This is a genomic window from Glycocaulis albus (genome assembly GCF_014639075.1).
Classification (GTDB): Bacteria; Pseudomonadota; Alphaproteobacteria; order Caulobacterales; family Maricaulaceae; genus Glycocaulis; species Glycocaulis albus.
In genome coordinates this window covers 168,151-194,332 of the sequence record NZ_BMFS01000007.1, presented here as the reverse complement: position 1 = coordinate 194,332, position 26,182 = coordinate 168,151, and the positions used below count along the sequence as shown (strand labels likewise).

Here is a 26,182-nt window from a genome sequence, read left to right as displayed (position 1 = left end):
ACTTCCTGGCCGCCATCGCACTCGCATCAGCAAGACTCTGGGTCAGAGCTTATGAGTCCACGCCCTAGAACTTTATCCGCTGAGGTGAAGCTTGCGGGCGCGGGTGACAAACCCGCGCCCGTTGGCATTTGACGATTGACCGGCTTGGGCTAGAAGCGGGGCTGCCGACTGACCGCAGCCCGGAGCCCGCCGCGTGCCCCTCAATTTCCGTGCATTCTTCCTGCCTGATACGCGCGCCGACGCCGACACATTCTGGCTCGGCCTCGGCTTCATCGCGCTTGCCGATGCCTTGCGTCTGACGCTTCTGGATGCAGGGCTGGCCATGTTCGCCTGGCTGCTTGTCCTGTTCTGTGTGGCGTCCATCCATATCAACCGGCTGCGTGATGCGGGCCGGCAGGGCCCGCTGGTCATCATCCCGCTGGCCGCGGGGGTGGCCGTGAAGGCCGTGGTCGCGATTATCGCGGTGACGGTCGCCATACTGCCGGGCTTCATGGAGTATCTCGAAGCGCAAGGCGTCGACATCAATGACCCCGCCCAGGTGCAGGCCGCCGGTCAGGACGACGAACTCATTGCCGGTTTCCAGCAGCTGATGATCGAGAACGAGGCCGATACGCTTGCCGCGTTTTCCGCTGGCGACTGGCCGTCGGCCATCGCCTTCTGGCTCACCGTGTTTGCCATCGGTTTCTGGTTCGCGCGCATGCCGCGCAAGGGGTGAGGGCGGCCCTCAAACCGGCGGCACCTCGTCCTGTACCGCGCCGAAAATCTCGACGAACGCCTGTTTCAGCGCGAAGTCCGCATCATCCATCGTCACCGGCAGGCCGAGATCGGTCAGGCTGGTGACCCCGAACGATGGATTGGTGATGCCGCACGGCACTATCCCGCCAAAATGGGACAGATCCGGCTCCACATTCAGCGCAATGCCGTGGAAGGAAATCCAGCGGCGCAGACGGATGCCGATGGCGGCAATCTTGTCTTCGCGAGAGGGCCCGCCTGGAACCGTGCGGTCCACCCACACGCCGATCCGGTCACAGCGCTTTTCACCCTTCACGTTGAAGCGGTCCAGCGCGCCGATGATCCAGTCTTCCAGATTATTGACGAATTTGCGCGCATCGCGTCCGCGCATCCGCAAATCCATCATTACATAGGCCACGCGCTGGCCCGGCCCGTGATAGGTGTATTCACCGCCGCGTCCGGAGCGGTAGACGGGAAATCTCTCCGGCTCGCGCAGGTCTGATGCGTCCGCGCTGGTGCCGGCCGTGTAGAGGGCAGGGTGCTCCAGGAGCCATATCAGCTCGCCCGCCTCGCCGCGATGAATGGCCGCCACGCGTGCCTCCATCGCCGCAACGGCGGCGTCATAATCGACCGGGGCTGCAGAAACTGCCCATCCCGCTGGTTTTTGTTGCATTGCTTAACGCCTCGGAAACCGGCCCGGAACATCGTGTGTAAACGTGCCGCTTTCAAGTGAGGGTGTGCGGCGGGAAAACGCGGGACAAGGTACCAGCACATTATGAGTCAGCTCGGCGCTGTGCAGATTGAAATTGCGGTTCTTCTGGGCCGCTCGCGCCTGCCCATCCAGCAATTCTTGCGGATGGGGCGCGGCGCGGTGATTCCCCTTGATGCGGCCGAGCACGAGGAAGTGTGGATTCTGGCCAATAACCACCCCATCGCGCGCGGTGAAATCGTCATTCAGGGCGACCATATCGCCGTGTCGATCACCGAAGCGGCGGATGTGCACGATTATTTCGCTGCCTGATTGCCTTCATTTCCGCTGGCGCGGACCGCTCGGAAAATCGTCCTGTGTCACGCAGTGAGGGGCTTTCCTTTCCCGCGCCGTCTTGCTAAACGCCCGTCTCCCAGTTTGCGGCCGTGGCGGAACTGGTAGACGCGCAGCGTTGAGGTCGCTGTGGGGCAACCCGTGGAAGTTCGAGTCTTCTCGGCCGCACCATTTTCTCTCCGGCGGAGAGATATGAAAATCACCCGGTCCGCACCTTGCGGGCCGGGTGTTTTCGTTTTTGGGCCGCGGCTTCATCTGACCACTCGCCTTGCCGGGCTGCACGCAGTAGGCTGGCCGCCATAATCCTGCCTTCCGGCAAGGGAAGGCTGACGTCTGGTTATTCGCTGTGCTGGAGGGTGCCTGGTGCGCCGTATTGTCTGCCTTTCCACGCTTGTGATCGCGGGTGCGCTTGCTTGTGCGGGCCCGTCATCCCTGATGTCCGCTGCAAACGCACAGGACGGTGCCAGCAGCGGGCTTTCCCTGCATTCGGGCTGGCAGAGCGGACCGGAGCTGGAAAGCGCGCGCGCCGGACTGGCCGCGGTAACGCTGGACGGTCAGATCTATGCCGCAGGCGGGGCAGGGCGGGTGACGCCGCGTGACAATTTCGAGGTCTATGACAGCGAAATCAATCGCTGGCGGCCTCTTTCGCCCCTGCCTGAGGGGTTGGAACGTTTCGGCCTTGCTGCCGCGGACGGGCGTATCTGGGCGGCTGGCGGGTACAGCTCTGAATCGGGCCGCGAGCCGGTTGCCGAGATGTGGTCCTATGACCCGGAAAGCGATGTCTGGCAGAGCGAGACGCCCATGCCCGCCGCCCGCGCGGCCTTTGCCATGGTGGCCTATCAGGGCCGTCTCTATGCCGTCGGTGGCACAGAGGAGCCCGGCGGCGTGTTTGTCTTCGATATCGAGACAAGCGAGTGGGCCGCTCTGGAAGCGCCCGCAGAACTGCGCCGCCGCGATGCGGGCATTACGCTGGTCAATGGCGAAATCTGGGTGACAGGCGGCATCGTGAACCGGCGGGCGGTTAGCCGCGTCGACATCTACAATATTGATGCGCGCGAATGGCGGCGCGGGCCGGACCTGCCAGAGGCACGTGCCGGGCACGCGCTGGTCTTTGACGGCGCGCGTATACTGGCCCTGGGCGGACGCGGCGATGATCTGCGCTCCACCCATGACACGGTGTTTGCCGCTGCGCCGGACGCACGCAGCTGGCGTGAGGATGGCGCACTGGCGACGGCGCGTACCGAGGCGGCGGCGTCGGTGCTTGATGGCGCCGTGTTTCTGATCGGCGGCGGCGTCGGTGGCGGCGTGTTCGCGCCCTTTACCGCGCTTGCCTCTGTCGACGTTCTGGGGACTGGCCAGTAGCGCGGCAACCAATTTGCAACGATACCGGAAGAGCCCCTGAAGGGCGTTTCGGAACGGGACAGTTATGAAGCCGCGCTTGAAATCCAGCCGCGCCGCGCGCGAACTCATCAAGACCCATGAACCCTTTCTGGGCGACGCGCTGCGCCGTGGCCGCCGCTGGGCGCTGGGCTATGGTCATACCGCCGCCGCAAAGGAAGGCGCGCGTATCAGCCGCGAAGATGCCGAGCTGCTCCTGCTCTATGATGTGATCCAGGCCGAACAGGCGATAGACAAGGCCGTGGGCGAGGACTTGCCCGGCGCCACCCGCGACGCGCTGGTATCCTTTGCCTGCTCCATCGGTCCGGGTGCGTTCAAGGTGTCGGATGTGGCACGCCTTGCCCGCGACGGGCGTCATCTGGAAGCCGCAGCCGCGCTGGAAACCTGGGTGCGCGCCGAGGAAGATGGCCGTCTGGTCGTCTCCGAGCGCCTTGTGCGCCGACGGGCCGCCGAGAAGGCGCTCTATCTGAAAGGTGTGCAGGAGACGGCAGAGCCCGCGCCCAAGCCACAGCCGGAGCCCGAGCTGGCGCCTGAGCGTGAGCCGGAACAGGCTGCGCCGCGCATCGGGCCGCTGGTCGATCTGGAACTGGAGTTTATCGATCCGCCAGAGCCGGGCGGCATGGTCCTCGACGAGCAGCCGCAACCGGAAACCGAACGCGTCGCGGAGCCGGAGCCTGCGCCGGAACCCGAACCCGAAGCAGCCGCTGAACCGGCTGAGGAACGGCCCGCCAGCCCGTCGCCGGCGCTTGCACCCGACGAGATTGATGATCCGACCGACAGCGTTATCGCGCGCATGAACGCGCAGATGGCCGAGACGCTGGCTGTACCGGCCGCGCCTGCCGAAGAGGCGCAGTCCGGCCCTGAACCCGTTAGCGGTGATACCCGCCTCGGCTTCAGCTTCATGAAGCGCGCCGAGCCGGAAGCCCCGGCGGCAATGGAAGAAGCGCCGGCGCCTGCGGAACCGGAACAGCCCCGTTACAAGGTTGGCCCGGTACCGGTTTATGCCGCGATTTCCTCGGTGACGATCACGCGCACGGATATCGCCGTAACGCAGGCCCCGCAAACACCTGAACCGGCTCAACCGGCAGCGGTCAGCGCCGAATCGCCCGCGCCAAGCGCCGGTTTTTCCGGTGAGGTGCAGGCGGTGGGCCGGCCCGCCGACATGCCCGAGGAGGAAGAGCCGGCCGACAGTGATGACATCCATCCCGGCGTGCTGACCGGCAGTGCGGCGTCTGCACCGGAATTGCCTCAGGCCGGTCCCGGCCCGGCCCTGCAATCAAGGCAGCCCGGCAATGGCACCTGGTTGTTCGTGGCCAATCTGGGTGTTGGTGTTGCGATGACGGGTTTCGGCCTGTGGACGATTATCGAGCGCGGCTCCGATCCCGACATCGTCGATTTCGGCTTGCTGGGCCCTGTTGCCGCAGCCATGGGCATCGCCTTGACCATCACCTCGGCCTGGATACTCATCACCCGCAAGCGGCAGAGTGAACCGGCCGCTGAAAGCGCGCAAGCGGAGAGCGGGGACACGCCTCCGGCGGCAGAGTAAAGACAGTCCGCGCTTGACCATAAGGCCCGGCGTGGTATCTCGCAGGCCATGATATCGAACCAATACCCGACGCTGGAATTCCCTTTGGGGGAGACCGCAGAGATGCTGCGCGACACTGTGCGCAGCTTTGCTTCCGACAATATCGCGCCCCTCGCGGCCGAGATCGATGTGAAGGATGAATTTCCGCATCATCTCTGGCGCGGCATGGGCGAGATGGGCCTTCTGGGCATCACGGTGGGCGAGGAGTATGGCGGCTCGGGACTCGGCTATCTCGAACATGTCATCGCGATGGAGGAAATCTCGCGCGCTTCTGCCTCGGTGGGTCTCTCCTACGGCGCGCACTCAAACCTGTGCGTCAACCAGATCAAGCTGAACGGCAATGACGCCCAGCGCGAGAAATACCTGCCCAAACTCGTCTCCGGCGAACATGTCGGCGCGCTCGCCATGAGCGAGCCGGGTGCCGGCTCTGACGTGGTGTCGATGCGCCTGAAGGCCGAGAAGAAGGGCGATCGCTACGTCCTCAATGGCTCGAAAATGTGGATCACCAACGGGCCGAGCGCCGATGTGCTGGTCGTCTATGCCAAGACCGATCCTGAAGGTGGCTCCAAGGGGATCACGGCCTTCCTGATCGAGAAGAACATGAAGGGTTTCTCCGTCGCCCAGAAGCTCGACAAGCTGGGCATGCGCGGCTCTGAAACGGGCGAACTGGTCTTCGATAATTGCGAAGTGCCCGAAGAGAACGTGCTCGGCGGCGTGGGCCAGGGCGTGCGCGTGCTGATGAGCGGGCTCGATTATGAGCGCGCCGTGCTGTCCGCCGGTCCGGTCGGCATCATGCAGGCCTGCATGGATGTGGTCATGCCCTACATCCATGAGCGCAAGCAGTTCGGCAAATCCATCGGCGAGTTCCAGCTCGTCCAGGGCAAGATTGCCGACATGTACACCCGCATGAACGCGTCGCGCGCCTATGTGTACGCCGTCGCGCAAGCCTGCGATGCGGGCAAGACAACGCGAAAAGATGCCGCTGGCGCGATCCTGTTTGCCGCCGAAGCGGCAACCCAGTGCGCGCTCGATGCCATCCAGATTCTCGGCGGCAATGGCTATATCAACGAATACCCGACCGGGCGCCTCTTACGCGATGCCAAGCTCTATGAGATTGGCGCAGGCACCAGCGAAATCCGCCGCTGGCTGATCGGACGCGAGCTGTTCGGCGAGAGCGCTTAAGACGCGGTTTCGTGTCCCCTCTCGTCGTTCCCGCTTGAGGTGGGAGCCCAGAGCCGTATGCATTGTCTGAGCGCTATGATCTCTGGACACCCACCTCCGTGGGGGTGGTGAGTGCATGAGTAAGTATCACCGCGTTTCCCCGACGCACGTCGGGGGCCAGAACGGCTGGGCACCGGCTTTCGCCGGTGAAACGCGACTGCCCCACGTTCAGGGATATTCGTAATTGGCCTGGGACCGGGAGTGGGGTCCCGCTCGGGGGCGGGGGGCGGTATTATCGCTCAGGACTCTCAACCGGGTTCCCCGGCTTGACCGGGGATCCAGTTATTTGATTGGCGCGAACATTCGGTTTGGAAGGTCCAGTCGAACTGACTCGTTCTGGGCGACGCGATGCTGCTCCTCCCGGTTAAACGGTCCGAGGTTCTTCCCGACGCCCTTCTCGGTTACTCGGACGAAATACTCTTGCTGCCCCCGGACGCGCCGCATTCAAAGACACGTACGAAGTTGGTGGGAAGTGGCGATTCCATCATTGATCTCCTGTGTTAATGGAATGCGTAGCTTTTCAGCTTCTCATGACGAGGCAAACGCACCAGACTTGGTGTGTCGACCGTCGGGGTGAAACAGCCGCCTGCCGATACATTTTGACACAACAATAGAATATTGACATTATTACCCGGTATTATCCCGGAGGTTTGTCATGTCACATCAGGCAACGCACGAGCTGGGGCTCTCCGTAGCCCACCTGCCGACCAAATCGGCCAAGATACGCGCTCTCGCCCGGAAAGGCCTGTCCCGAGCAGATATCGCGCGGGCGCTGGATATCCGCTATCAGCATGTGCGCAATGTCCTCGTCTCAGACGAGGAGAAGGCTGACAAAGCACCGGTCAAACCAGAAAACATGACAGTTTCAGTTGATAGTGCCGGACGGATATTGATACCGGCGGCCTTTCGGGAGTGGTACCAGCTTCGGGAAGGAAGCCAGTTGATACTCACCGCAGGAACGCAAGGGCTCGAACTGTTGCCTCCCTCACGTGCGGTTGAAAAGGCGCGCGCGCTTCTAAAGCCCTTCCTGCAACCGGGCCCTCATCTTTCAGAGGAACTTGTCGCCGACCGGCGTGCGGAGGCCGCCAGTGAAAACGGATAATGCGGCGGTCCTTGATGCTTCGGCCCTGCTGGCGGTACTGACGGGAGAACCGGGCGCCGGGTATGTTGAACGCTATTTACCGGGCGCCGTCATCTCGGCGGTAAATCTGAGCGAAGCGGCCGGCAAGCTGATGGAAAGGGGAGCGCCGCTGGAGGCCGTCAAGGCAGCCATCGCGTCTATCGGGTTGGTCGTTCTCGATTTCGACGAAGTACAGGCAATGGCCGCTGCGGCGTTGAGGCCGCGCACCCGGGCGCTTGGCCTGTCACTGGGTGATCGGGCCTGCCTTGCCCTTGGCGAGACGCGCGGCGGCAAGGTTTTGACCTGTGATACGGCTTGGTCGGCAGTGGATACCGCTGCAGACATCGTGCAGGTGCGTTAGCCCCCTACCGTCCCGGCTTCAGCCTCGCCATCAGGCGGTGATCCGCGCTGTTGAGCATGGCCATTGTGCTCTCATAGCCCGCCACGATGGCGTCGTCATAGCGGCGCCATTCGCGCAGATCCATCTCGATATCGGGCAGGACCAGCATGTCGGCGGCCTGCCTCGTGTCTTCGTGCTCATCCAGCGTCGCAGCGGTGGCCGCGCGCATCAATAGCGAGGCGATCGGCGGCGGATCGGACAGGCCATGGCGGATCGCCCAGCCGAAAAAGCCCGGCGGATTGATGAAATCTTTCGGGTTGATGGCGCGGTTGCGCGTCACATCCACCCCGATATTCGCCCCGCGATGGCAGGCCTTGAGCTCGCGTATCGGGAAATTGTTGAACACGGCCCCGTCCACCAGCACGTTCTCGCCATCGATCACCGGCGGCAACAGGCCTGGAATGGCCAGAGACGCCCGCAGAGCGTCGCGCAGGCGTCCGCGCCGGTGCACCCGCACCGATCCGTCTGTGAGGTTGGAGGACACGCAGAAGAAGGGCCGGTGAAGGTCTGCAATATCGACATCACCGAAATGCTCGGCCAGGCGGCGCTCCACCTCCTTGCCGCGTACCAGGCTGACCACAGGCAGCGTCCAGTCGCTCAAAGGGCTGGACTCCACGAAAGCCTTGCGGATGCGCGTATCGATCTCGTCATTGCTCCAGCCCATCGCCACGCCGGCGGCGATGATCCCGCCCATCGACGTGCCGGCCAGAAAGTCAAATTCGATCCCGTGATCGCGGAAGGCCTGGATGGCACCGATATGGGCATAGGCCCGGCTGCCGCCGCCCGACAGGACCAGCCCCACCGAGCAGCCCGCCATGGTGCGGGCGAGATGGGCCACGTCGCGCTCTTCGAACTGGCGCCAGTGGAAACAGCGTGCCGCCTCGGCGGCGTCCATCCATTCCTGCGGGGTGGCCACGCTGCGCGTGCCGCCATGGTGCAGTAGGACAATATCGATCAGGCGCAGCTTTGCCGCCGGGGAGGGGTCTTCGGGCAGTATGGGCAATGAGGGCCGTGCATCCCCGCGCGCCAGCAGCCACACCCGGTCCGCGCGTCCGATGGCCTGGCGCGCCCACGACACGTCATTCAGGCGTGCGGTCAGAATGATGATGTCACCGGTGCGTTCGGCCTCGTCGAGCTTTGACGGGGCAACCAGCTCGCCTTCCTCGCCAATGATGGTGCAGCTCCGGCCCAACGCCTTGAGCGCATCGCTCAGCTGGCGCGAACGCAAGGTCAGATCAATGGTTGGCGAGGTGGAGACCAGGGCGAACACACGCGGCTCGGCCTTGGAGCGCAGCGTGCCGCCGCGCAGGCGGAACAGCATCATGCGCGCCAGCTCCCGCATCAGGCTGGCATGACGGCGGGTGAGTTTTTCAAACGCGGCCTTGGGAAGGCGGATCAGCTCGCTGTCACGCAGCGCATAGATATTGGCCGAATGGGGCCGGCCCTCGACCAGTGCCATCTCGCCAATGGGTTCGCCGGCCCGGATATGGCCGACCAGCTCGGGCCGGCCGTCTGCACCGTTGCGGAACGCTGTCAGCGCGCCGGAACGCACCAGATAGAAGGCATCGGCCGGATCGCCTGCCTCGAACAGGGTCTGTCCCGCTGGCAGGCAAAACCACTCCACCTCGGCTTCGACAGCCTTCAGCGCGGCTTTTTCAAGCCGGTTGAGGAAGGGAAGAAAGCCGAGCTTCATGTCCATGGTGCATCACGCCCCTGCCGGGTGCGTAGCGCGCTACCCGGTCACTCGTCCAGATACCGCCATGAGTCCGCGCCGTCGAACACCCGCAAAGCCAGATGGGTGAAGTCGTAACTCACCGCCATGCGCATATTCACCTTCATGCGGGCGTCGGGGTTGGGGTCATTGCTTTCGTAATGCGTGGTGCAGCCACAGGTGCCGCAAGAGATGAAGGCCAGCGAGCGGCCGCCCTGCTCATAGCGGACGACCGCGCCCAGCGGGTAATCCAGCGTCACCTCGCGGACAGGGTACGCCGCCCACAGGGCGCCCGACCGCGCGCAATAGGAGCAGGTGCAACTGGTCAGCCATTCGGGGTCTCCCGGGACTGACCAGCGTACCTTTCCACAATGGCAAGCGCCTTCAATCATGCGCTGTCCTGGCTGTTCTAGCCCGCCTGCACCTCGGCGATCCAGGCATCGACCAGTTCTTCGAGCACGGCCAGCGGTACCGCGCCATCACGCAGGATCACCTCGTGGAACATGCGGATATCGAAATCATCGCCCAGCTCGCTCTCGGCGCGCTCGCGCAGCTCGAGTATCTTGAGCATGCCGATCATGTAGGCCGTCGCCTGGCCCGGCATGACGATATAGCGCTCGATGGCGTTGGTGGCGTCGCCGCGCGGATTGGGTGTGTTCTCCACCAGATACTCGATGGCCTCCTCGCGGGACCATTCGTGATAGTGCAGCCCGGTATCGACCACCAGGCGCGCCGCCCGCCACAGCTCCATGGCGAGCCGGCCAAAATTGGAATACGGGTCTTCATAGAAGCCCATTTCCAGCGGCAGGTACTCCGTATAGAGGCCCCAGCCCTCCGAGTAGGCGGTAAAGCCGCCAAACCGCCGGAAGGACGGGATGTCCTCCAGGTCTGTCATGATGGCCAGCTGCATGTGGTGCCCCGGATTACCCTCGTGATAGGCCAGCGCTTCCAGCTGATAAATGGGCATGTCGCTCATATCGCGCAGGTTCGCGTAATAGATGCCGGGGCGCGAGCCGTCGGCAGCGGGGCGCGAGTAGAAGGCCTTGCCGGCAGACGCCTCGCGGAACGGCTCTACCCGGCGCACTTCCAGCGCATGCTGGGGCAGGGTGATGAAGTATTCCGGCAGGCGCTCATTCATCCGTTCGATGGCGGCGGTGGCCTCATCGAGATAGGCCTGACGGCCCTCATCGGTGTTGGGATAGTAGAATTGCGGGTCCTCGCGCATGAACGCGAAGAAGTCCTGCAAACTCCCTTCAAAGCCCACCTCTTCCATGATGGCTTCCATCTCGCCGTGGATGCGCTCCACATTGGCAAGTCCCAGATCATGGATTTCCTGCGCTGTCAGGTTTGTAGTCGTGAAATTGGCCAGCCGCGCATTGTAGAACGCTTCGCCATCAGGCAGGCGCCATACGCCGTCACCGGCGGCCGCGCTCTCGCGCTGGGCGGTCATTACGGCGATCAGGCGTTCATAGGGCGCGGCCCAGCTTTGCAGGGCCTCACGGCCTTCATTGAGCAGGCGCACGCGGTCCTCGTCGCTGATATCGATCTGGCTGATGTTCCGCGCATAGCTTTCCCAGACGGGATCCGCGCATAGCTTTCCCAGACGGGATTGGTGCCTTCATCGTCGAACGGCGCGCCGGAGATCACATTGCGCGATGTTTCGATCACGTAGTCATACATCCAGCGCGGCGGCTGGATGCCCATTTCGAAGCGCGCCTCGGCCTCCTCGATGAGCGTGTGCATCACCTCATCGACACTTGAAGCACGGGCAACCCAGGCTTCGGCCGTTTCCAGCGAATTGATCCGGTGGATCGTGGTCAGGAAGACCGGCACCATGCTGTGCATGCCGCCCATCTGGTTGAACACATAGCCATGGCGGCGATACGGATAATTCGCCCGTGCATTCTCCTGCCGGTATTCGAACAGGCGCCAGCTCAGCTGGGCTGAAGAATCCAGCGCGTCAAAGTCGAAATTCCCGCGCATATAGGCGAGGCGATCTTCGCTGATCTGGAAGCTCTCCTCGGCAAATTCATTGCTGAAATCGCCCCACTCGCCGTAATCCTCGTCGATAATGCCGCGATAGGCCTTCATCAGCGGGGCACGGTCGAGATCTTCCTGTTCGATCTGTTCAAACCAGGCGTTCAGACGCTCCGTCTCGCTCTGCTCGGCGGCGGCCTCCTGAACGGCGATGCTGGCGAACGCCGGCGCGGCCACCATCGGAGCCGCCAGAATAAGGGCCGTCATGGCCGCGCCGGACAGGCGCTGGCGAAGGGTATGGGTCATGGTTTTGAACTCCCCGGTTCTTGTAATTTACGTATCCCGGCCCAGCCGTTTGAGCGGCGCGAGCGGCGTGAATTTGCCCTCGCGCTTTTCAGACCGGGCGGCCATCGCCTCCACGATATCATGCGGATTCCAGATGGAAGCCTGCAGTGTCATCACATGTTCGAGACTGTCGGCGACCGAATGATCCCTCGAATAGAGATGGGATTTCTTGATGCCGGCAATGGTCAAAGGCGGGCGGCTGGCTATGCGCGCCGCGACCGCGTCCACATGCGCTTTCAGCGCCGCTTCGTCCGGCAGCACGCCATTGAGAAGCCCCAGCGCTTCCGCTCGTTCAGGGCTTAGCGTTTCGCCCGTATAGGCGAGCTCCAGAGCAACGCCTGAAGGGATCAGCCGGGGCAGGCGCTGCAGCGTGCCGACATCAGCCATCATGCCGATATTGGTCTCCTCGATGCGCAGCCAGGCGTCCTTGGTGCCATAGCGAAGGTCACAGGCCGTCACCATGTCCACCCCGCCGCCCACGCACGGGCCCTGCATCGCGGCGATAACCGGAAAGCGCGCCCGTTCGAATGCGGTGAATGCGTCCTGCAGCGCCATGGCGGCACACATGAACGCCTCGCGCGCAGCCGCCGTGTCGGTGGTCAGCGCGTTCGGGTCAGAGAATACCGATATGTCCATGCCGGCGGTAAAGACCGGGCCTTCAGCGTCCAGAATCAGCACCCGCGTCCCGCCGGCATCGGACAGCGCGTTCACCGCGTCCGGCAGCTCGCGCCAGAAGGCGGGCGTCATCGTGTTGCGCTTGTCGGCGCGGTTCAGTGTCAGGCGGGCGATCGGACCATCTGAGGACAAGGCGAAGCTGGAATAATTCATGGGCGCGCTCCCGGTCTGGCGTGAAAGCGTCACTCTAGACCGGGAGGCGGGGCATGCCAGCGTGATATCAGCCTGCTCGGATGAGCGCCGCTCTACTGCAGATAATCCAGCGGGTCGATGACCGCGAAGCCGGGCGCCTCATCGAAGTACTGGTCGAGCAGGTATTTGTGGCCCGCGCCGTACAAGACCAGTACCCGCTCGCCCGGCTGGGCTATTTGCGCGATGCGGGCGAAAATGACCATGTTGCGTCCCCACCAGGCCGTCATCTGGTGTGCGCCCACCGGATCGTCGACCGTTCCGGCCTGTGCCAGCCAGAGATACATGCGGTGGAAATCCATGGCCTCTGGGGAGTTGGCATCGATCAGCCGGTCGCGGACAGACCCGTCTGCGTTGCGGGCAAAGAATGTCTCCACCTCGCCAATCGTCTGCTGGAAGGCATCAAGCAGGCGGGTCTGGCCAGCGGCCTGCGCAGCGCCCAGCATTGCCTCGAAATCCATGCCGTTCTGATAGTCCACAGCCCAGACCTGATCATGGCCGAGGCGCGCCGCAAGGCGCAGTCCGATCTGGTCGCGCTCATTGACCGTCAGCTCGGCCTCGCCCGCACGCCAGGCGCGGTAGCGCTCATTGATCCAGCCTTCGTGTTCAGGTTCCAGCTCGACGATGATCCGGTCCGGCTGAAAGGCCTCCAGCCTGTCCAGAATGCCGGCGATTTCCGCCTGGCGGGGCGCAGAGAGGAAATCATCCACTTCCGGGTTCACATAGTCGCCGCCCCCGCCGTCGAAATGGATCGTGCCCAGTACCATGACCTGGGTGTCCGCAGGTGCTGGCGCGGGCGCATCGCCATCCTGGCCGGACGCGCTGGCAGTGAGCATGGCGGCGGCCAGTATGGCGGCCAGACAGGTCAGCATGAGCAATATCCTCGCAGCGAATTGACGTGATGCTACTGCCTTGATGCCCCGAACCCCTGATCTGGATGCAATGACCGGACAAATACGCCAGCACACTGCTTACATTGCACTTGTGCCACGTTACCGGCTAAGAGCAGCGCCTACTGCGCAATCGACATCAGGACGCTGCTCATGACCCAGCTTACCTCCAGGCTTGATCCCGCCTCTGACAGCTTCAAGGCCAATGCCGCACGCATGGATGAGCTGGTAGCCGAGCTGAAAGCGCGTACCGCTGAAGCCGCGCTGGGCGGTCCGGAGCGCGCGCGTGAAAAGCATCTGGCGCGCGGCAAGCTGCTCCCCCGTGAGCGCGTGGAGCGCCTGCTGGACCCCGGCACACCGTTTCTGGAGATCGGCGCTCTGGCGGCCAATGGCATGTATGAGGGCGATGTTCACGGCGCGGGCATGATTGCCGGGATCGGCCGGGTTGCGGGCCGCGAAGTGATGATCGTTTGCAACGATGCCACCGTGAAGGGCGGCACCTATTACCCGCTGACCGTGAAGAAGCATTTGCGCGCGCAGGAGATTGCCCGCGAGAACCGCCTGCCATGCGTCTATCTGGTGGACTCTGGCGGCGCGAACCTGCCCTTCCAGGCCGATGTCTTCCCCGACCGGGAGCATTTCGGCCGCATCTTCTTCAATCAGGCCAACCTGTCATCCGAAGGCATTGCACAGATCGCCGTGGTGATGGGCTCGTGTACGGCGGGCGGCGCCTATGTGCCCGCGATGAGCGATGAGACCGTGATCGTGAGGAAGCAGGGCACGATCTTCCTGGGCGGCCCGCCTTTGGTGAAGGCTGCGACCGGCGAGGTGATTTCGGCTGAAGACCTTGGCGGCGCCGATGTCCATGCCCGCCGCTCCGGCGTGGTCGACCATTATGCCGCCAATGACGATCACGCGCTGGAAACTGCACGCCGCATTATCGGCGGGCTCAACACGGTCAAACGCGTGGATATGGATATCGCCGAGCCCGAAGCGCCGGCCATCGACCCGGCAACACTGAACGGCGTCATCCCGTCAGACGTGCGCACGCCCTACGATGTGCGCGAGGTGATAGCGCGGATCGTGGACGGCTCGCGCTTTGACGAGTTCAAGGCGCTTTATGGCGAAACGCTGGTCACCGGCTTTGCCCGCCTGCACGGCATGCCGGTCGGCATCATCGCCAATAATGGCGTGATCTTCTCTGAAAGTGCGCTCAAAGGCGCCCATTTCATCGAGCTGTGCTGCCAGCGCGGCATCCCGCTCCTCTTCCTGCAGAACATTACCGGCTTCATGGTCGGCTCGAAATACGAGGCCGGCGGCATCGCCAAGGATGGCGCCAAGCTGGTCACAGCTGTGTCGTGTGCGCGCGTGCCGAAGATCACCGTGATCATTGGCGGCTCCTATGGGGCAGGCAATTACGGCATGTGCGGGCGCGCCTATGGGCCGCGCTTCCTGTTCATGTGGCCGAATGCCCGCATTTCCGTCATGGGCGGGGAGCAGGCCGCCAGCGTGCTCGCCACCGTCAAGCGTGACGGTATGGAGCTTCGCGGCGAGGAATGGAGCGCGGAAGATGAAGCGGCCTTCAAGGCCCCGATCCGCGAAAAGTATGAGGCCGAGGGCTCGCCCTATTACTCCACCGCAAGGCTCTGGGATGACGGCGTGATCGCACCGGACCAGACCCGCGATGTAGTGGGCCTCGCCCTCTCCGCCTGCCTCAATGCCCCGATCGAGAAAACGCGCTTCGGCGTGTTCAGGATGTAGGGGGGAGGGGCCCCCTGGCTCCCACCGAGTGTCATCACCCGCTTCATGCGGGTGCCCCATGCCTGAGAAGGCGCGATCACGGGCTCATAGCTGGCCACATAGCGGCCTGAAAAGCGCGAACGCGCGCCCGCGACTTTTCGCGGAATATCGCAACGCAGATGCGTTGCGGAGCTAAAGGAGGCATGGGTTCCCCGGACCTCGCTGCCGCTCGGCCGGAGAATGACACGCGTAGAGGTTTTCCGTTCTCACGCGTTTCACGGGCTCATACCGGGAAAACGAGAAGATGGATCTGGTTCGGGGGCCGGGACCCCGGTATCTATCATCGAGCCTCTCAACCGGGTTCCCGGGCTTGCCTGTCCCCGTGAAAACGGGGAACCCGGGATCCAGATATCACAGCGCGATAGTACCAGGTATGGCTCTCGGTTCCCGTCTGCGCGGGAACGACGCTGCTGCTTGGTGCAAAACCGCGCTCTCACCAATCTGCCGCATGGCGTTTGCGTCCGGCGCCAGCTAATGTCCCTACATCTGATAGGGAGAAATCTTCATGGCGCGCTCAATCCTTCTGGTTAACGGACACCCGGACCCGTCCAGGGAGCGGTTCTGTCATGCGCTGTGCAACGCCTACCAGGAGGGCGCGCATGAGGGCGGCAATGCCGTAACGCGCGTCGATATCGGTGCGCTGGACTTCGCCTTTCTGGAAAATGCGCAGGCCTTCGTCACGCCGCCGCCGGCCGATATCGCCGCTGTGCAGGCCATGCTGGAGCGGGCCGATCACATGGTGCTGGTCCACCCGCTCTGGCTCGGTACGCTGCCCGCGCGCACCAAGGCGTTTCTGGAGCATCTCGCCCGCAATGATTTTCTGGTGAAAACCGAGGTGAAGGGCATGTGGCCCGCCAAGCGGATGCGCGGCAAGTCGGCCCGTATCGTGATGACGATGGGCATGCCGGGCTTTGCCTACCAGCTCTTCTACCGTGCCCATTCGCTCAAAGCCCTTGAGGCGGGCGTGTTCCAGATGGCCGGGTTCAAGCCGGTCCGTCACACGATATTCGGCGCGATTGATCTTTCTGCCGAGGGCCGCCAGCGCATGCTGGCAAAGATGCGCGCGCTCGGCCGCGCGGGAAAATAGCGTCCCCGGGGCAGCGGGCAGCTTTTCCTTGCCATTCGCGCCCATCCCCGGTTTGATGGATTAACCATATCCAAATAGAGCCGGGGGGCGATTTTCATGGATGCACTTCAACCTGTGCTGGACTTTTTCCGGCAGGGCTTCAGCACCGTAAACGGCGTGCAGGGGCTGATCATCGCCCTTGTGGCGGCGTTTCTTCTGCCTGCGTGGAGCCGTCTGATCGTATTCGTGTTTGGCGCGACACTGGTTCATCTGGTCGTGGACGCGCTACTGCCTGTGCTGGCCAATAACGCCGCTTTGCGCCTGCCGGACGTGCTGTCCATGCCGTTCTGGCGCTATGTGGCGGCCTTGCTGGCAGGGTATCTGATCGTCATCAGCCTGCTTGCCTTGCTCAAGCGGCTACTGCTCAGGCGCTAGTTTGCTGCGCTTGCATGATGCTGCCGGGCGCTCAACCCGCCCGTGCAAGGTGCGTTTTTGTTTGCTTTTTGGTAAGAATTTGGCACGGTTGCCGACGGGAATGCCCGTCCGGGCAGGCGAATGAGGGGAAATGTAATGGAAATTCTTGATACGGTATGGGGCTATCTGGAGCCGGTATGGGCGTGGCTGCGTGCCGGGCTGGACATGCACGGGCCGGGCAACTGGACCGAGCTGGGCATCCAGATGGGCGTGATTGCCGTCGTGATGGCGCTGATGATGCAGAGCTTCGGCGCCATTCTGATCTTCACCGTGGTGGGTGTTATCATCCACGTCGTGGTGGACGAGGTACTGCCGATGGTGCGTGACAGCGCGGCGTTCTCGATGCCGCCGGTATCGGACATGAGCTACTGGCAGTATATCGCTTTCCTGGCGCTGGCCTATTTCGTGGGCCTGATCGTGCTCTTTCTGATCAAGAGCATCATCTTCCGCCGCTAGGCAGTTGCAAGATGACGGGCAGGGGCGCTGATCGGGGGATTGGCGCCTCGTCTGCATGACCATGTGCGGAGCACCCCGGCCAGATGGCCGGGGTGCTTTGCTTTGTGCGTTCTGCTGGCCTAATGATGGCGTCAGATGCGCGATTTGCGCCTGCGCCGGCAAAGGAGCCCCCCATGAGCCAGAACGATGTCCTTCTGTCCGTCACGCCGGGCGGCACCGCTGTCATCACGCTGAACCGGCCCGACAAGCACAACGCCTTCAACGCCGATGTGATTGCCACCCTGTCGGACATGTTCGAGACGCTGCGCGCCAATACTGACGAGGTGCGCATGGTCGTCCTGCGCGGAGCGGGGCCCAGCTTTTCCGCCGGGGCAGACCTTGAATGGATGAAGGCGGCCGCCGACTGGACCCATGACGATAATGAGGAAGATGCGCTGGGACTGGCGCGCATGCTGCGCCGCCTGCACGATCTGCCGCAACTGACTGTGGCGCTGGTGCAAGGCGCGGCGATGGGCGGCGGAGCAGGACTGGTGGCGGCCTGCGATATCGCCATCGCGGTGAAAGACACCAAATTCCGCTTCTCCGAAGTGCGCCTCGGCCTGACGCCCGCCACCATCTCACCCTTCGTGGTGCGCGCCATCGGCCCGCGCTGGGCCAAGGCCCTGTTTGCCACCGGTGAAGGCTTTGACGGCGAGTTTGCCCATAAGATCGGCCTTGCCCAATATGTCGTCGGCAATGCCGACGAGCTCGATGACATGCTGGAGGCGGTCGCAAAGCTGGTCTTTGCCGCCGCGCCGGGCGCGGTTGCGGCCTCCAAGGCGCTGGTTGACGAGGTCTATGGCGAAGAGATCGACGACCGTCTCGGCAAGCACACGGCCAAACTGATCGCCGACCGCCGTGTCAGCGAGGAGGGGCGCGAGGGCCTTGCCGCCTTCCTGGAAAAGCGCAAGCCGGCTTGGGTGAAATAGCGCCGCGCCGGTCCCGCCATGCTGTCCTTACGTCAGCTGGAGGCGGCGTTTCACCGGATGCGCGAGGCGTTGCGCACCCGGCTCGTCCGGGGCCGCTGGAGCGGGTATGCGTTCGAGTTTCTGGCCTTTGGCATCAAGCAGGGTTGGGCGTGCATGTTCGGCGCGCTCATGCTCGTCGTGCTGCTTGGCACCTTTCTCTTCTACCCCGAAGGCGCCGCGCTCCCGCGCTATGACTTCATCACTCTCGCCGCGATTCTCATCCAGATCGCCATGCTCGCCTTCGGGCTCGAAACGCTCGAGGAGGCAAAGGTCATCGCCGTCTTCCATGTGGTTGGCACGGTCATGGAAATCTTCAAGGTGGCGATGGGATCATGGATCTACCCCGAAGCCGGAGAGGCGATGCTGGTCATCGCCGGTGTGCCGCTGTTTTCCGGCTTCATGTATGCGGCGGTGGGCAGCTATCTGGCCCGTGTCTGGCGCCTGTTCGATTTCCGCTATGACCGTTTTGCTCCTTTATGGCTTCAGGGCCTGCTGGCGCTCGCCATTTACGTCAATTTCTTCACCCATCACTTCGCGCTCGATATCCGCCTCGGTCTGTTCGCGCTGAGTGCGCTGATCTACGGGCCGTGCGTGATCTGGTTCCGCCCCGACCGCGCACATCGTTGCATGCCTCTCCTGCTGGGGCTGGTGCTCGTCGCGCTTTTCATCTGGTTTGCGGAAAATATCGGCACATTCGCCAGGGCCTGGGCCTATCCGGGACAGGAGGCAGGCTGGCACATGGTGTCGCTCGCCAAGCTCGGCTCCTGGTATTTGCTGATGATTATCAGCTTCGTGCTGGTGGCGGCTGTGCATCGCGTTTCCGGTCCGCGCTTGCGCGATCCGCGCTGATCGACCACAACGCGGCGACAGACCTGATCAGAAAATTAAGGGGCCCGCCCATGATCAAGAAACTCCTCATCGCCAATCGCGGGGAAATCGCCTGCCGGGTGATTCGCTCGGCGCGCCAGATGGGCATCGCCACGGTCGCCGTCTATTCGGACGCTGACCGGCGCGCCCCGCATGTGAAAATGGCAGATGAGGCGGTGCATATCGGGCCCGCTCCGGCGCGTGAAAGCTATCTCGTCGCTGACAGGATCATCAAGGCGGCGAAAGACACGGGCGCTGACGCGATCCACCCCGGCTATGGCTTCCTGTCGGAGAATGCCGGTTTCGCAAGGGAATGCGCCAAGAATGACATCATCTTTGTCGGCCCCAGCCCCGAGGCCATCGATGCGATGGGTCTGAAAGACCGGGCCAAGGCGCTGATGGAAAAGGCCGGTGTGCCGGTCACGCCCGGCTATCACGGCGAAAATCAGGACCCGGATTTCCTTAAAGAGCAGGCTGACCAGATCGGCTATCCCGTTCTTATCAAGGCGGTTGCCGGTGGTGGCGGCAAGGGTATGCGCAAGGTGGAGAAATCGGCCGATTTCGCGGCGGCTCTGGACAGCTGCAAGCGCGAGGCCGCCTCCAGCTTTGGCGATGTGAATGTGCTGATCGAGAAATACATCACCAGCCCGCGCCATATCGAGGTGCAGGTGTTTGGCGACAGCCACGGACAGGTCATCCATCTGTTCGAGCGCGATTGCTCGCTCCAGCGCCGCCACCAGAAAGTGCTGGAAGAGGCGCCCGCGCCCGGCATGAGCGCGGCAGTGCGCGAGGCCATGTGCTCGGCGGCCGTGCGCGCCGCGCAGGCCGTGAACTATGCCGGTGCCGGCACGGTGGAGTTCATCGTCGATGGCTCCGGCGAGCTGCGCGCTGACGGCTTCTACTTCATGGAGATGAACACCCGCCTGCAGGTCGAGCATCCCGTGACCGAGATGGTGACCGGGCTTGACCTGGTAAAGCTCCAGCTTGAAGTCGCCGCTGGCGGGAAGGTGCCGCCGCAAGACGAGATCACGCTCTCCGGCCATGCCATCGAGGCACGTCTTTACGCGGAAGATCCCGCAACCGGCTTCCTGCCCTCCACAGGCCCGCTCACCCTTCTCAGCCTGCCGGAATGGCAGCGCGCGATCCGCGTGGATTCCGGGGTGGAGCAGGGCGGTGAGGTCACCATGTTCTACGATCCGATGATCGCCAAGATTATCGCTCATGGCGAAGACCGCACCGATGCCATTGACCGCCTGGTTGATGCCATCGATAGCGATGTCGGCGTCTGGCCGGTGCGCACCAATGCAGGCTTTCTGCGCGCTGCCCTGTCCCATGGCGAGTTCCGGGCGGGCGACGTCTATACCGGCTTCATCGAAAAACATCTGGACGCGCTGGTGCCAACCGGCACGCCGGTCCTGCATTTCGCTGCGGCCGGTCTGGCAGCCTTGTCTGAAACAGGTGATCCGGTTGATCCGTGGAGCCGCCGCTCAGGCTTCCGCCTGAATGCGCCCGCGCGCCTCGAAACCGTTTTCGACAGCGCAGGCGAGCGCTGCGTGGTGCGGCTGAACGAGGGCGATATCGCCGTGGGCGGCCAGCGCATCACCGTGCGCGGCGTGCATGATGCCAGCGACGCGGTGACCTATGCCGAACTCGCCGATGATAGCGGGGCATCCCTGACCGCCATTGTCGATCACCGCGCCGATGGCTGGCTGGTCACATTGCGCGGCCAGAGCATACTGGTGCGTCCCTTCGGTGCCGGGGCCGATATCGATGCGCTGGCTGGCGGGGACGCCATCAAGGCGCCCATGCCCGGCAAGCTGCTCAGCCTGTCGGTGAAGGAAGGCGACACCGTGACAAAGGGCCAGACCCTCGCCGTCATGGAGGCGATGAAGATGGAAATGGCCCTGACCGCGCCGCGCGATGGCGTTATCGAAACGGTCAATGCCGCCGAAGGCCAGCAGGTCAATGAAGGTGATGTCCTGATCGCGCTGGCCGAAGAGGCGGGTTAGTCCTCTTGCTCCCAAACGTTGTCATCCTCCGGCCGCGTAGCGGTCCGGGGGACCCATGCCTCTTTTAGTTCCGCAACGCATCCGCGTTGCGATGTTCCGCGCGCGAGCGCGGGCGGCCAGTCGGCCTTGCGGCGCTGCGCGCCGGGAGAGCGGTGTCTTTCAATGTCCACCCAACTCGTCATTCCAGAAAGCGCGTCAGCGCTTATCTGGAACCCAGTTGTTGTAGAAAAGGGCTGGGCACCGGCTTTCGCCGGTGAAACGCGTGGTCTGTGCGCTATGGGTCCCCCGTCGGGGTGGGGGACACCGGTACCTGTCACCGAACTTCTCAACCGGGTTCCCGGGCTTGCCTGTCCCCGTGAAAACGGGGAACCCGGGATCCATATCTTGAGCGATTGGCGGCTCCCCATGGGTCCCGGCTCGGGGACCGGGACCCCTGTTGTGGGGCGTTTGGCACCCCCTCAGGCCGCTTGCGGGCCAAAAGCGCGAACGCGCGCCGGGCACTTTTGCCCGCAGCGACGGGGCGGATGCCCCGGAGCATCACTAAAACTGGCACACCCCTCGCATGATGAAGGCCCGATCCCCTCACGCTGTCCCGCAAATGGACAGCAAAAGAGCAAAGGTGTGGGCCATGGACGTGCTGGCAGACTGGACTGATCAGACCCGCCGCGATTTTCGTGAGCGCATCACGCGCACCACGCACAATCTGCACACCTCGCCCCTGTTCAGCGAGGAAGCGGTTGAACGCCTGATCGAGATTCATCCGCGCGAATATGCCGATTTCGCCACCATGGACGAGACCGGCTCGCGCAGCTCCTGGAAAACGGGCGATCCGGGCAAGCTTTCGGGCAAGGAGCTGATCCGCGCCGTGAAATCGGGCCGCCTCTGGATAAACCTGCGCAATCTGTTTGGCATTCACGACGAGTACCGCGCCCTGCTCGACCAGATGTTTGAGGAATTGCAGGACGAAAATCCGGGCTTCCATCCGGTGCGCATTCTGGGCGGGCTTCTGGTGTCCTCGCCGCAGGCCAAAGTGCCGTTTCATATGGACCGCACCGACACCATGCTGTGGCATATCAGCGGGAAGAAGCGTGTCTTCGTCTATCCCCACCATGATGAGGTTGCCACCGATGAAGAGCGCGAGGAAGTCCTCCTGCACGCCTTCAATGACGAGCTCGTCCATCACCCGGAAGCGGAAAAGCACGCGAAATGTTTCGACCTTGAGCCCGGCGAGATGATCTGCTGGCCGTTGCACACGCCCCACCGCGTGGAGAACAGGGGCACGCTCAATATCTCGCTGGCGACCGAATACACCACGCCCGAGGCACGCCAGCTCAACAACGCGATGTATTTCAATGGCGTGATGCGCCGCCGCTTTGGCTGGCAGCCGCCGCGCATTGCCGAAACACACGGCCTGAACCGCACGGTGCGTTATGTCGCCGGCGCGCTGATGCGCAAGGCGGGGGTCACCGTGCCGGTGGAGACGCCGCACGAGGGCGGATACCGGTTCGAGATTGATCCCGACGCGCCGCTGGGTGTGCGCGCCTGATGGCCGTGGCGGCACGCACCCGCATCGAACCGCCGCTTCTGGACTGGAGCGAGTACCACCGGGGCGAGTTTGCCCGCGGCGTGGTCAGCGCACGGCATCAGCTCGCCCGGCTCCCGCTTTTCACCGACGAGGCGCTGGCCGCCATGCTGGACCGGCATGACCGGGCCAATCTGGATGTCTGCACGATGGGCCGCGACCCGGCAGAACGCTCCAGCTGGCGCGACGTGCCGGTCTGCCGCCATCTGCCCGGCCATCATCTGATCGAGGCCGTGCGCCAGACCCGGCTCTGGGTGCATGCCCGCCACGCACTGGATACCGATAGCGCGCTGAAGCCCGTCTTTGCCGCAATGATGGATCAGCTTCGCCATCTCAATCCCGGCTGGGCGCCCCTGCGCGCCTATGGCGGTGTGGTCATAGCCTCGCCGGGTGCGCAGGTCTTCCTGCATTCGGATATTTCCGAAACCATGATGTTCCAGGTGAGGGGTTCGCAGGAGGTCTTTGTCTACCCGCCGCGCGACCCCTGGGTCAGTGACCGGGCGCTGGAAGGCGTGCTCTTGGGCGGGGCGGGCGAGGATTTGCCCTATGATCCGTCATGGGACGCATCTGCTGCGCGCATCGGCATGGAGCGCGGCTGCTTTGCCGCCTGGCCGCTGCATGCGCCGCACCGTATCCGTTTTGGCGACGAGCTCTCGGTGACGCTGGTGCTCGAAGTGGTCACGCAGGAATCGCTGGTGAAGAACGGTGTGCTGCATGCCAATGGCCTGATGCGCCGCGCCGGGCTCAACCCGAAAAGTACCGATACCGGCGGTCTGGGCGCGGCGGTGAAACTGGCCATCTCGCGCGCTGCCAAGACAGCCAGCGCCGTGCGCAAGCGCCGCAGCGAACCGCAAGTCCCCGACATCACGCTGGCAGGCGCGCTGGAGCAGGCCTGAGGCTTTGACGGGACGCCGGTTTCGTCCTAGCTCATGAAGCATGAGCCTTCATCTCATCAAGCTGTGCGTCGGTGCCGATACGATCGAGGATCTCGAGGCGTGGCGGGCCAAAATCGCGCCCGGCGGCAAGCCCATGTATCACGTCACCCGGATGAGCCCGAAGCGGGCTGATGAGCTTCTCGACGGCGGGTCGCTATACTGGGTCATCAAGCGTGTCATTCAGGTGCGCCAGCGCATTATCGGACTGGAGGAGGTGACCGGCAGTGACGGCATTTCGCGCTGCTGCATCTGGCTCGACCGGGAGATCATCCGCACCGCGCCGCGCCCGAAAAAGCCGTTTCAGGGCTGGCGCTATCTTACCAGTGCCGACGCGCCGCCAGACCTCTCATCGCCCGCTTCCGGCGGCGAGGATCTACCTGATGACTTACGCGCCAAGCTGATCGAAATGGGGGCGTGGTAAGGTTTTTTCTGATGCTCCGCACATCCGTGCGTCGCTCCTCGCCCCTTCGAGACGCCGCCTGCGGCGGCTCCTCAGGATGAGGGTGGCTCGGGCGCGCGGTCGCGCTTGCGGGCCGCTAGCGCGGCCCGAATGGCCATTGAACTATCCACCGGGGTCCCCCGCCACGACGGAGGACCCAGAGATAAAAAGCTGGGTTCCCGCCTGCGCGGGAAGGACGAGAAGATGAAGAGGCTGCCGGGGATTGATGCCTCCTCGCGCGCGTTTCACCGGGATAAGCCGGTGCCCAGCCGAGTCTTCCTTCTGGACCCCGACTTTCGTCGGGGGAACGCAGAAGAAGGGAGCGTTCAGGGATGCCGGTTTCGCGGCCCGTGCCGCCGAAATGCGTCTTGCCGGATTCATGCTCAATCAAGCCGGGTTCCCGGGCTTGACCCGGGATCCAGAAAAATGGGTCCCCGCTCGTGGGCGGGGATCCTGGCTGGGCCGGAAGCGCTAACTTGATAGGGTCTTCACGCTACCCCCGTCTCGCCGGGCTGGCCGGGACGTTGTCGATCAGGCGTGTCTTGCCCACGCGCACCGCTGCCAGCACGCGCGCCGGCCGGTCAAGCAGGCCTTCGCCCATCATTTCCAGCCGGGCCGCGTCGCGCACCTCGATATAGTCCACCGCATCAAACACGGATGACGCCAGAATGCGCGCATGCTCCAGCGCTCGGGCAGCCGGCTCACCATCCTCCAGCGCATGGGCGAGATCACGCAAAATCACGTTGAGGCGCCCGGCCCGCATACGTTCGGTGGACGAGAGGTAGACATTGCGTGAGGAGAGGGCGAGCCCGTCCGCTTCACGCTTCGTCTCCACGCCCAGCACTTTCACCGGCAAAGCCAGATCGCTGACCATCTGGCGTACCACCATGAGCTGCTGATAGTCCTTCTCGCCGAACACGGCGATATCGGGCCGGACCTGTCCGAACAGGCGCGCCACCACCGTGGCCACGCCGGCAAAGAAGTGCGGCCGGGCATCGCTTTCCAGCCCGGTCGCCGGACCCTCGACCGAGACCGTGGTGGCAAACCCGTCCGGATAGACCTCCTCCGCCGATGGTGCGTAGAGCAGATGGCATCCGGCGGCGGCCAGCAGGGCGGAATCGGCCTCGAGCGTGCGCGGATAGGTGCCCAGGTCTTCATGCGCGGCAAACTGGGTGGGATTGACGAAAATGCTCACCACCACGCGGTCGCACACCTCCATCGCTTTGAGCACCAAGGCGATATGGCCCTCATGCAGCGCGCCCATGGTCGGCACAAAGCCGATTGAGTGGCCGTCTGTGCGCCACTGGCTGATCTCGCGCGCGAGGCTCTCGGCGGTATGGACGGCAGGGCAGTGCAGGGCAGGCAGCATTGAGAGACCTTGGGTCGGCAAAACATGAACAGGCCCCGGATCGGCTAGGCCGTCCGGGGTTTCAGTGCTTATATCGTCCTGAACTCCCGGCCAAGCGCAGCGCAGAGCCGGGAACTGGCTGCAGGATAAAGCCCTCGTCCTTCGAGACGGCCTGACGGCCCCTCAGGATGAGGGCTTTAGGTGCGCTTTTCCCTCATCCTCTCGGACGCGGTGGCGCTCGAAGGACGGGGGAAAAGCATCCTTATCGCACTGGAGGCAAGGCACCGACTCGGCGCACAGTTTCATGCAATGAAAAAGTTTGCTCTTCCCATCCTGAGCGCGCTGGTGCTGGGCGCTTGCAGCGTCACCGGCGGCCATGCCGGTCGCGATGCCTCACCCGATGCGCAGCAGGCGGCGCGGCTGGCAGCCAGCCTGAACGAAGCGGCGCGCGCCGATGATCCGGTGCTGGCGCATGTGACAGGGGAGATGAGTGCGCTGGAAGCCGCGCTGGCGCGCGGCGTGCCCGCGCCGGACCCCGCCCCGGTCGAAGAGGAAGAACCCGCTCTGGCACTGGTGCCCGCACCGGATGTGGGCGGGCAGCCCCGTCTCAGCCTGATGCATGGCATCCATCTGGCTTCCTACCGGGAGGAGCGTCATGTGGCCGAGGGCTGGCGCGCGCTTCAGGGCCAGCACGCCTCGCTGTCCGGCCTGCAGGCGCGTTATGTTCCGGCTGATCTCGGCGAGCGCGGCACCTATCTGCGCCTTGTCGCCGGGCCGTTTGACAATGCCCGGGAAGCTGCCTCTGCCTGCCGGGCGATACAGGCCGCGCAGAGCTGGTGTGCGGTCACCGCATTTGACGGCCACCCGGTGCTCTCGTCACAGTGATTCACTGACTGTCTGCATCATCTGTTTGC

26 protein-coding genes and 1 tRNA gene are annotated in these 26,182 nt (G+C 63.7%); 19 read left to right on the top strand and 8 right to left on the bottom strand.

Annotated features, from left to right (window positions below):
• Positions 1–193: 193 nt before the first annotated feature.
• Positions 194–715 (top strand): hypothetical protein, encoded by a 522-nt coding sequence (locus IEV75_RS09325; RefSeq protein WP_188452287.1) that lies wholly within the window; start codon positions 194–196, stop codon positions 713–715.
• A 9-nt stretch (positions 716–724) separates the two neighbouring features.
• Here IEV75_RS09325 and lipB read toward each other — a convergent pair whose 3' ends face one another.
• Positions 725–1,405 carry a lipoyl(octanoyl) transferase LipB gene (gene lipB, locus IEV75_RS09320; RefSeq protein WP_188452286.1) on the bottom strand — a complete coding sequence of 227 codons (681 nt, stop codon included), beginning with the start codon at positions 1,403–1,405 and terminating at the stop codon, positions 725–727.
• Between the two features lie 102 nt (positions 1,406–1,507).
• Here lipB and IEV75_RS09315 point away from each other — a divergent pair, with 102 nt between their 5' ends.
• From IEV75_RS09315 to IEV75_RS09285, 7 genes are all read left to right on the top strand, one after another.
• Positions 1,508–1,753, top strand: a complete 246-nt coding sequence (locus IEV75_RS09315) for a FliM/FliN family flagellar motor switch protein (RefSeq protein ID WP_127566322.1) — start codon at positions 1,508–1,510, stop codon at positions 1,751–1,753.
• 107 nt (positions 1,754–1,860) lie between these two features.
• Positions 1,861–1,945: transfer RNA gene (locus IEV75_RS09310), tRNA-Leu, on the top strand.
• 192 nt (positions 1,946–2,137) lie between these two features.
• Complete coding sequence (locus IEV75_RS09305; RefSeq protein ID WP_188452285.1) at positions 2,138–3,136, top strand: Kelch repeat-containing protein; 999 nt, start codon at positions 2,138–2,140, stop codon at positions 3,134–3,136.
• Positions 3,137–3,200: 64 nt separating this feature from the next.
• A complete protein-coding gene (locus IEV75_RS09300) occupies positions 3,201–4,718 on the top strand; it encodes a lysozyme (RefSeq protein ID WP_188452284.1) in 1,518 nt (505 codons plus the stop codon).
• Positions 4,719–4,766: 48 nt separating this feature from the next.
• On the top strand, positions 4,767–5,939 hold the full coding sequence (locus tag IEV75_RS09295) for an isovaleryl-CoA dehydrogenase (RefSeq protein WP_188452283.1): 1,173 nt from the start codon (positions 4,767–4,769) through the stop codon (positions 5,937–5,939).
• A gap of 694 nt (positions 5,940–6,633) precedes the next feature.
• On the top strand, positions 6,634–7,080 hold the full coding sequence (locus tag IEV75_RS09290) for an AbrB/MazE/SpoVT family DNA-binding domain-containing protein (protein WP_188452282.1): 447 nt from the start codon (positions 6,634–6,636) through the stop codon (positions 7,078–7,080).
• On the top strand, positions 7,067–7,459 hold the full coding sequence (locus tag IEV75_RS09285) for a type II toxin-antitoxin system VapC family toxin (RefSeq protein WP_188452281.1): 393 nt from the start codon (positions 7,067–7,069) through the stop codon (positions 7,457–7,459). Before IEV75_RS09290 ends, IEV75_RS09285 begins: the two co-directional genes overlap by 14 nt.
• Before the next feature lie 4 nt (positions 7,460–7,463).
• On the opposite strand, the gene IEV75_RS09280 is transcribed toward IEV75_RS09285, so the two are convergent.
• The 6 genes from IEV75_RS09280 to IEV75_RS09260 all read right to left on the bottom strand — a co-directional run bounded on the left by IEV75_RS09280 (position 7,464) and on the right by IEV75_RS09260 (position 13,267).
• Positions 7,464–9,197 carry a patatin-like phospholipase family protein gene (locus IEV75_RS09280; protein WP_188452280.1) on the bottom strand — a complete coding sequence of 578 codons (1,734 nt, stop codon included), beginning with the start codon at positions 9,195–9,197 and terminating at the stop codon, positions 7,464–7,466.
• Between the two features lie 41 nt (positions 9,198–9,238).
• Complete coding sequence (locus tag IEV75_RS09275; RefSeq protein ID WP_188452279.1) at positions 9,239–9,601, bottom strand: GFA family protein; 363 nt, start codon at positions 9,599–9,601, stop codon at positions 9,239–9,241.
• 17 nt (positions 9,602–9,618) lie between these two features.
• Positions 9,619–10,731 (bottom strand): DUF885 domain-containing protein, encoded by a 1,113-nt coding sequence (locus IEV75_RS09270; RefSeq protein WP_267905774.1) that lies wholly within the window; start codon positions 10,729–10,731, stop codon positions 9,619–9,621.
• Entirely contained in the window at positions 10,668–11,492 is an 825-nt protein-coding gene (locus IEV75_RS13970; RefSeq protein WP_267905773.1) for a DUF885 family protein, read from the bottom strand. Before IEV75_RS13970 ends, IEV75_RS09270 begins: the two co-directional genes overlap by 64 nt.
• A gap of 27 nt (positions 11,493–11,519) precedes the next feature.
• Complete coding sequence (locus IEV75_RS09265; protein ID WP_188452278.1) at positions 11,520–12,359, bottom strand: enoyl-CoA hydratase-related protein; 840 nt, start codon at positions 12,357–12,359, stop codon at positions 11,520–11,522.
• A 92-nt stretch (positions 12,360–12,451) separates the two neighbouring features.
• Positions 12,452–13,267: a DUF5694 domain-containing protein gene (locus IEV75_RS09260; RefSeq protein WP_188452277.1), complete on the bottom strand. Its 816-nt coding sequence runs from the start codon at positions 13,265–13,267 to the stop codon at positions 12,452–12,454.
• A 171-nt stretch (positions 13,268–13,438) separates the two neighbouring features.
• Between IEV75_RS09260 and IEV75_RS09255 the strand changes: the two genes are divergently transcribed.
• The 10 genes from IEV75_RS09255 (at position 13,439) to IEV75_RS09210 (ending at position 23,902) form a co-directional block, all read left to right on the top strand.
• Positions 13,439–15,046 carry a carboxyl transferase domain-containing protein gene (locus tag IEV75_RS09255; protein ID WP_188452276.1) on the top strand — a complete coding sequence of 536 codons (1,608 nt, stop codon included), beginning with the start codon at positions 13,439–13,441 and terminating at the stop codon, positions 15,044–15,046.
• A gap of 544 nt (positions 15,047–15,590) precedes the next feature.
• Positions 15,591–16,172 carry an NAD(P)H-dependent oxidoreductase gene (locus tag IEV75_RS09250; protein ID WP_188452275.1) on the top strand — a complete coding sequence of 194 codons (582 nt, stop codon included), beginning with the start codon at positions 15,591–15,593 and terminating at the stop codon, positions 16,170–16,172.
• A gap of 96 nt (positions 16,173–16,268) precedes the next feature.
• Positions 16,269–16,586 (top strand): hypothetical protein, encoded by a 318-nt coding sequence (locus IEV75_RS09245; protein ID WP_127566347.1) that lies wholly within the window; start codon positions 16,269–16,271, stop codon positions 16,584–16,586.
• 135 nt (positions 16,587–16,721) lie between these two features.
• Complete coding sequence (locus IEV75_RS09240; protein WP_188452274.1) at positions 16,722–17,081, top strand: hypothetical protein; 360 nt, start codon at positions 16,722–16,724, stop codon at positions 17,079–17,081.
• Positions 17,082–17,254: 173 nt separating this feature from the next.
• Positions 17,255–18,049: an enoyl-CoA hydratase-related protein gene (locus IEV75_RS09235; protein ID WP_188452273.1), complete on the top strand. Its 795-nt coding sequence runs from the start codon at positions 17,255–17,257 to the stop codon at positions 18,047–18,049.
• A gap of 18 nt (positions 18,050–18,067) precedes the next feature.
• Positions 18,068–18,937: a DUF817 domain-containing protein gene (locus IEV75_RS09230; protein ID WP_188452272.1), complete on the top strand. Its 870-nt coding sequence runs from the start codon at positions 18,068–18,070 to the stop codon at positions 18,935–18,937.
• A gap of 50 nt (positions 18,938–18,987) precedes the next feature.
• Positions 18,988–20,964: an acetyl/propionyl/methylcrotonyl-CoA carboxylase subunit alpha gene (locus tag IEV75_RS09225; RefSeq protein ID WP_188452271.1), complete on the top strand. Its 1,977-nt coding sequence runs from the start codon at positions 18,988–18,990 to the stop codon at positions 20,962–20,964.
• A 628-nt stretch (positions 20,965–21,592) separates the two neighbouring features.
• On the top strand, positions 21,593–22,510 hold the full coding sequence (locus IEV75_RS09220; protein ID WP_188452270.1) for a cupin-like domain-containing protein: 918 nt from the start codon (positions 21,593–21,595) through the stop codon (positions 22,508–22,510).
• Complete coding sequence (locus tag IEV75_RS09215; RefSeq protein WP_188452269.1) at positions 22,510–23,442, top strand: hypothetical protein; 933 nt, start codon at positions 22,510–22,512, stop codon at positions 23,440–23,442. The genes IEV75_RS09220 and IEV75_RS09215 overlap by 1 nt, the downstream gene beginning before the upstream one ends.
• A gap of 40 nt (positions 23,443–23,482) precedes the next feature.
• Positions 23,483–23,902: a DUF1489 family protein gene (locus tag IEV75_RS09210; RefSeq protein WP_188452268.1), complete on the top strand. Its 420-nt coding sequence runs from the start codon at positions 23,483–23,485 to the stop codon at positions 23,900–23,902.
• A 511-nt stretch (positions 23,903–24,413) separates the two neighbouring features.
• On the opposite strand, the gene panC is transcribed toward IEV75_RS09210, so the two are convergent.
• The gene (gene panC, locus IEV75_RS09205; protein WP_188452267.1) at positions 24,414–25,289 is read right to left on the bottom strand and encodes a pantoate--beta-alanine ligase; all 876 of its coding nucleotides are present in this window, start codon (positions 25,287–25,289) and stop codon (positions 24,414–24,416) included.
• Positions 25,290–25,577: 288 nt separating this feature from the next.
• Between panC and IEV75_RS09200 the strand changes: the two genes are divergently transcribed.
• Positions 25,578–26,153 (top strand): SPOR domain-containing protein, encoded by a 576-nt coding sequence (locus IEV75_RS09200; protein ID WP_188452266.1) that lies wholly within the window; start codon positions 25,578–25,580, stop codon positions 26,151–26,153.
• Positions 26,154–26,182 lie beyond the last annotated feature (29 nt).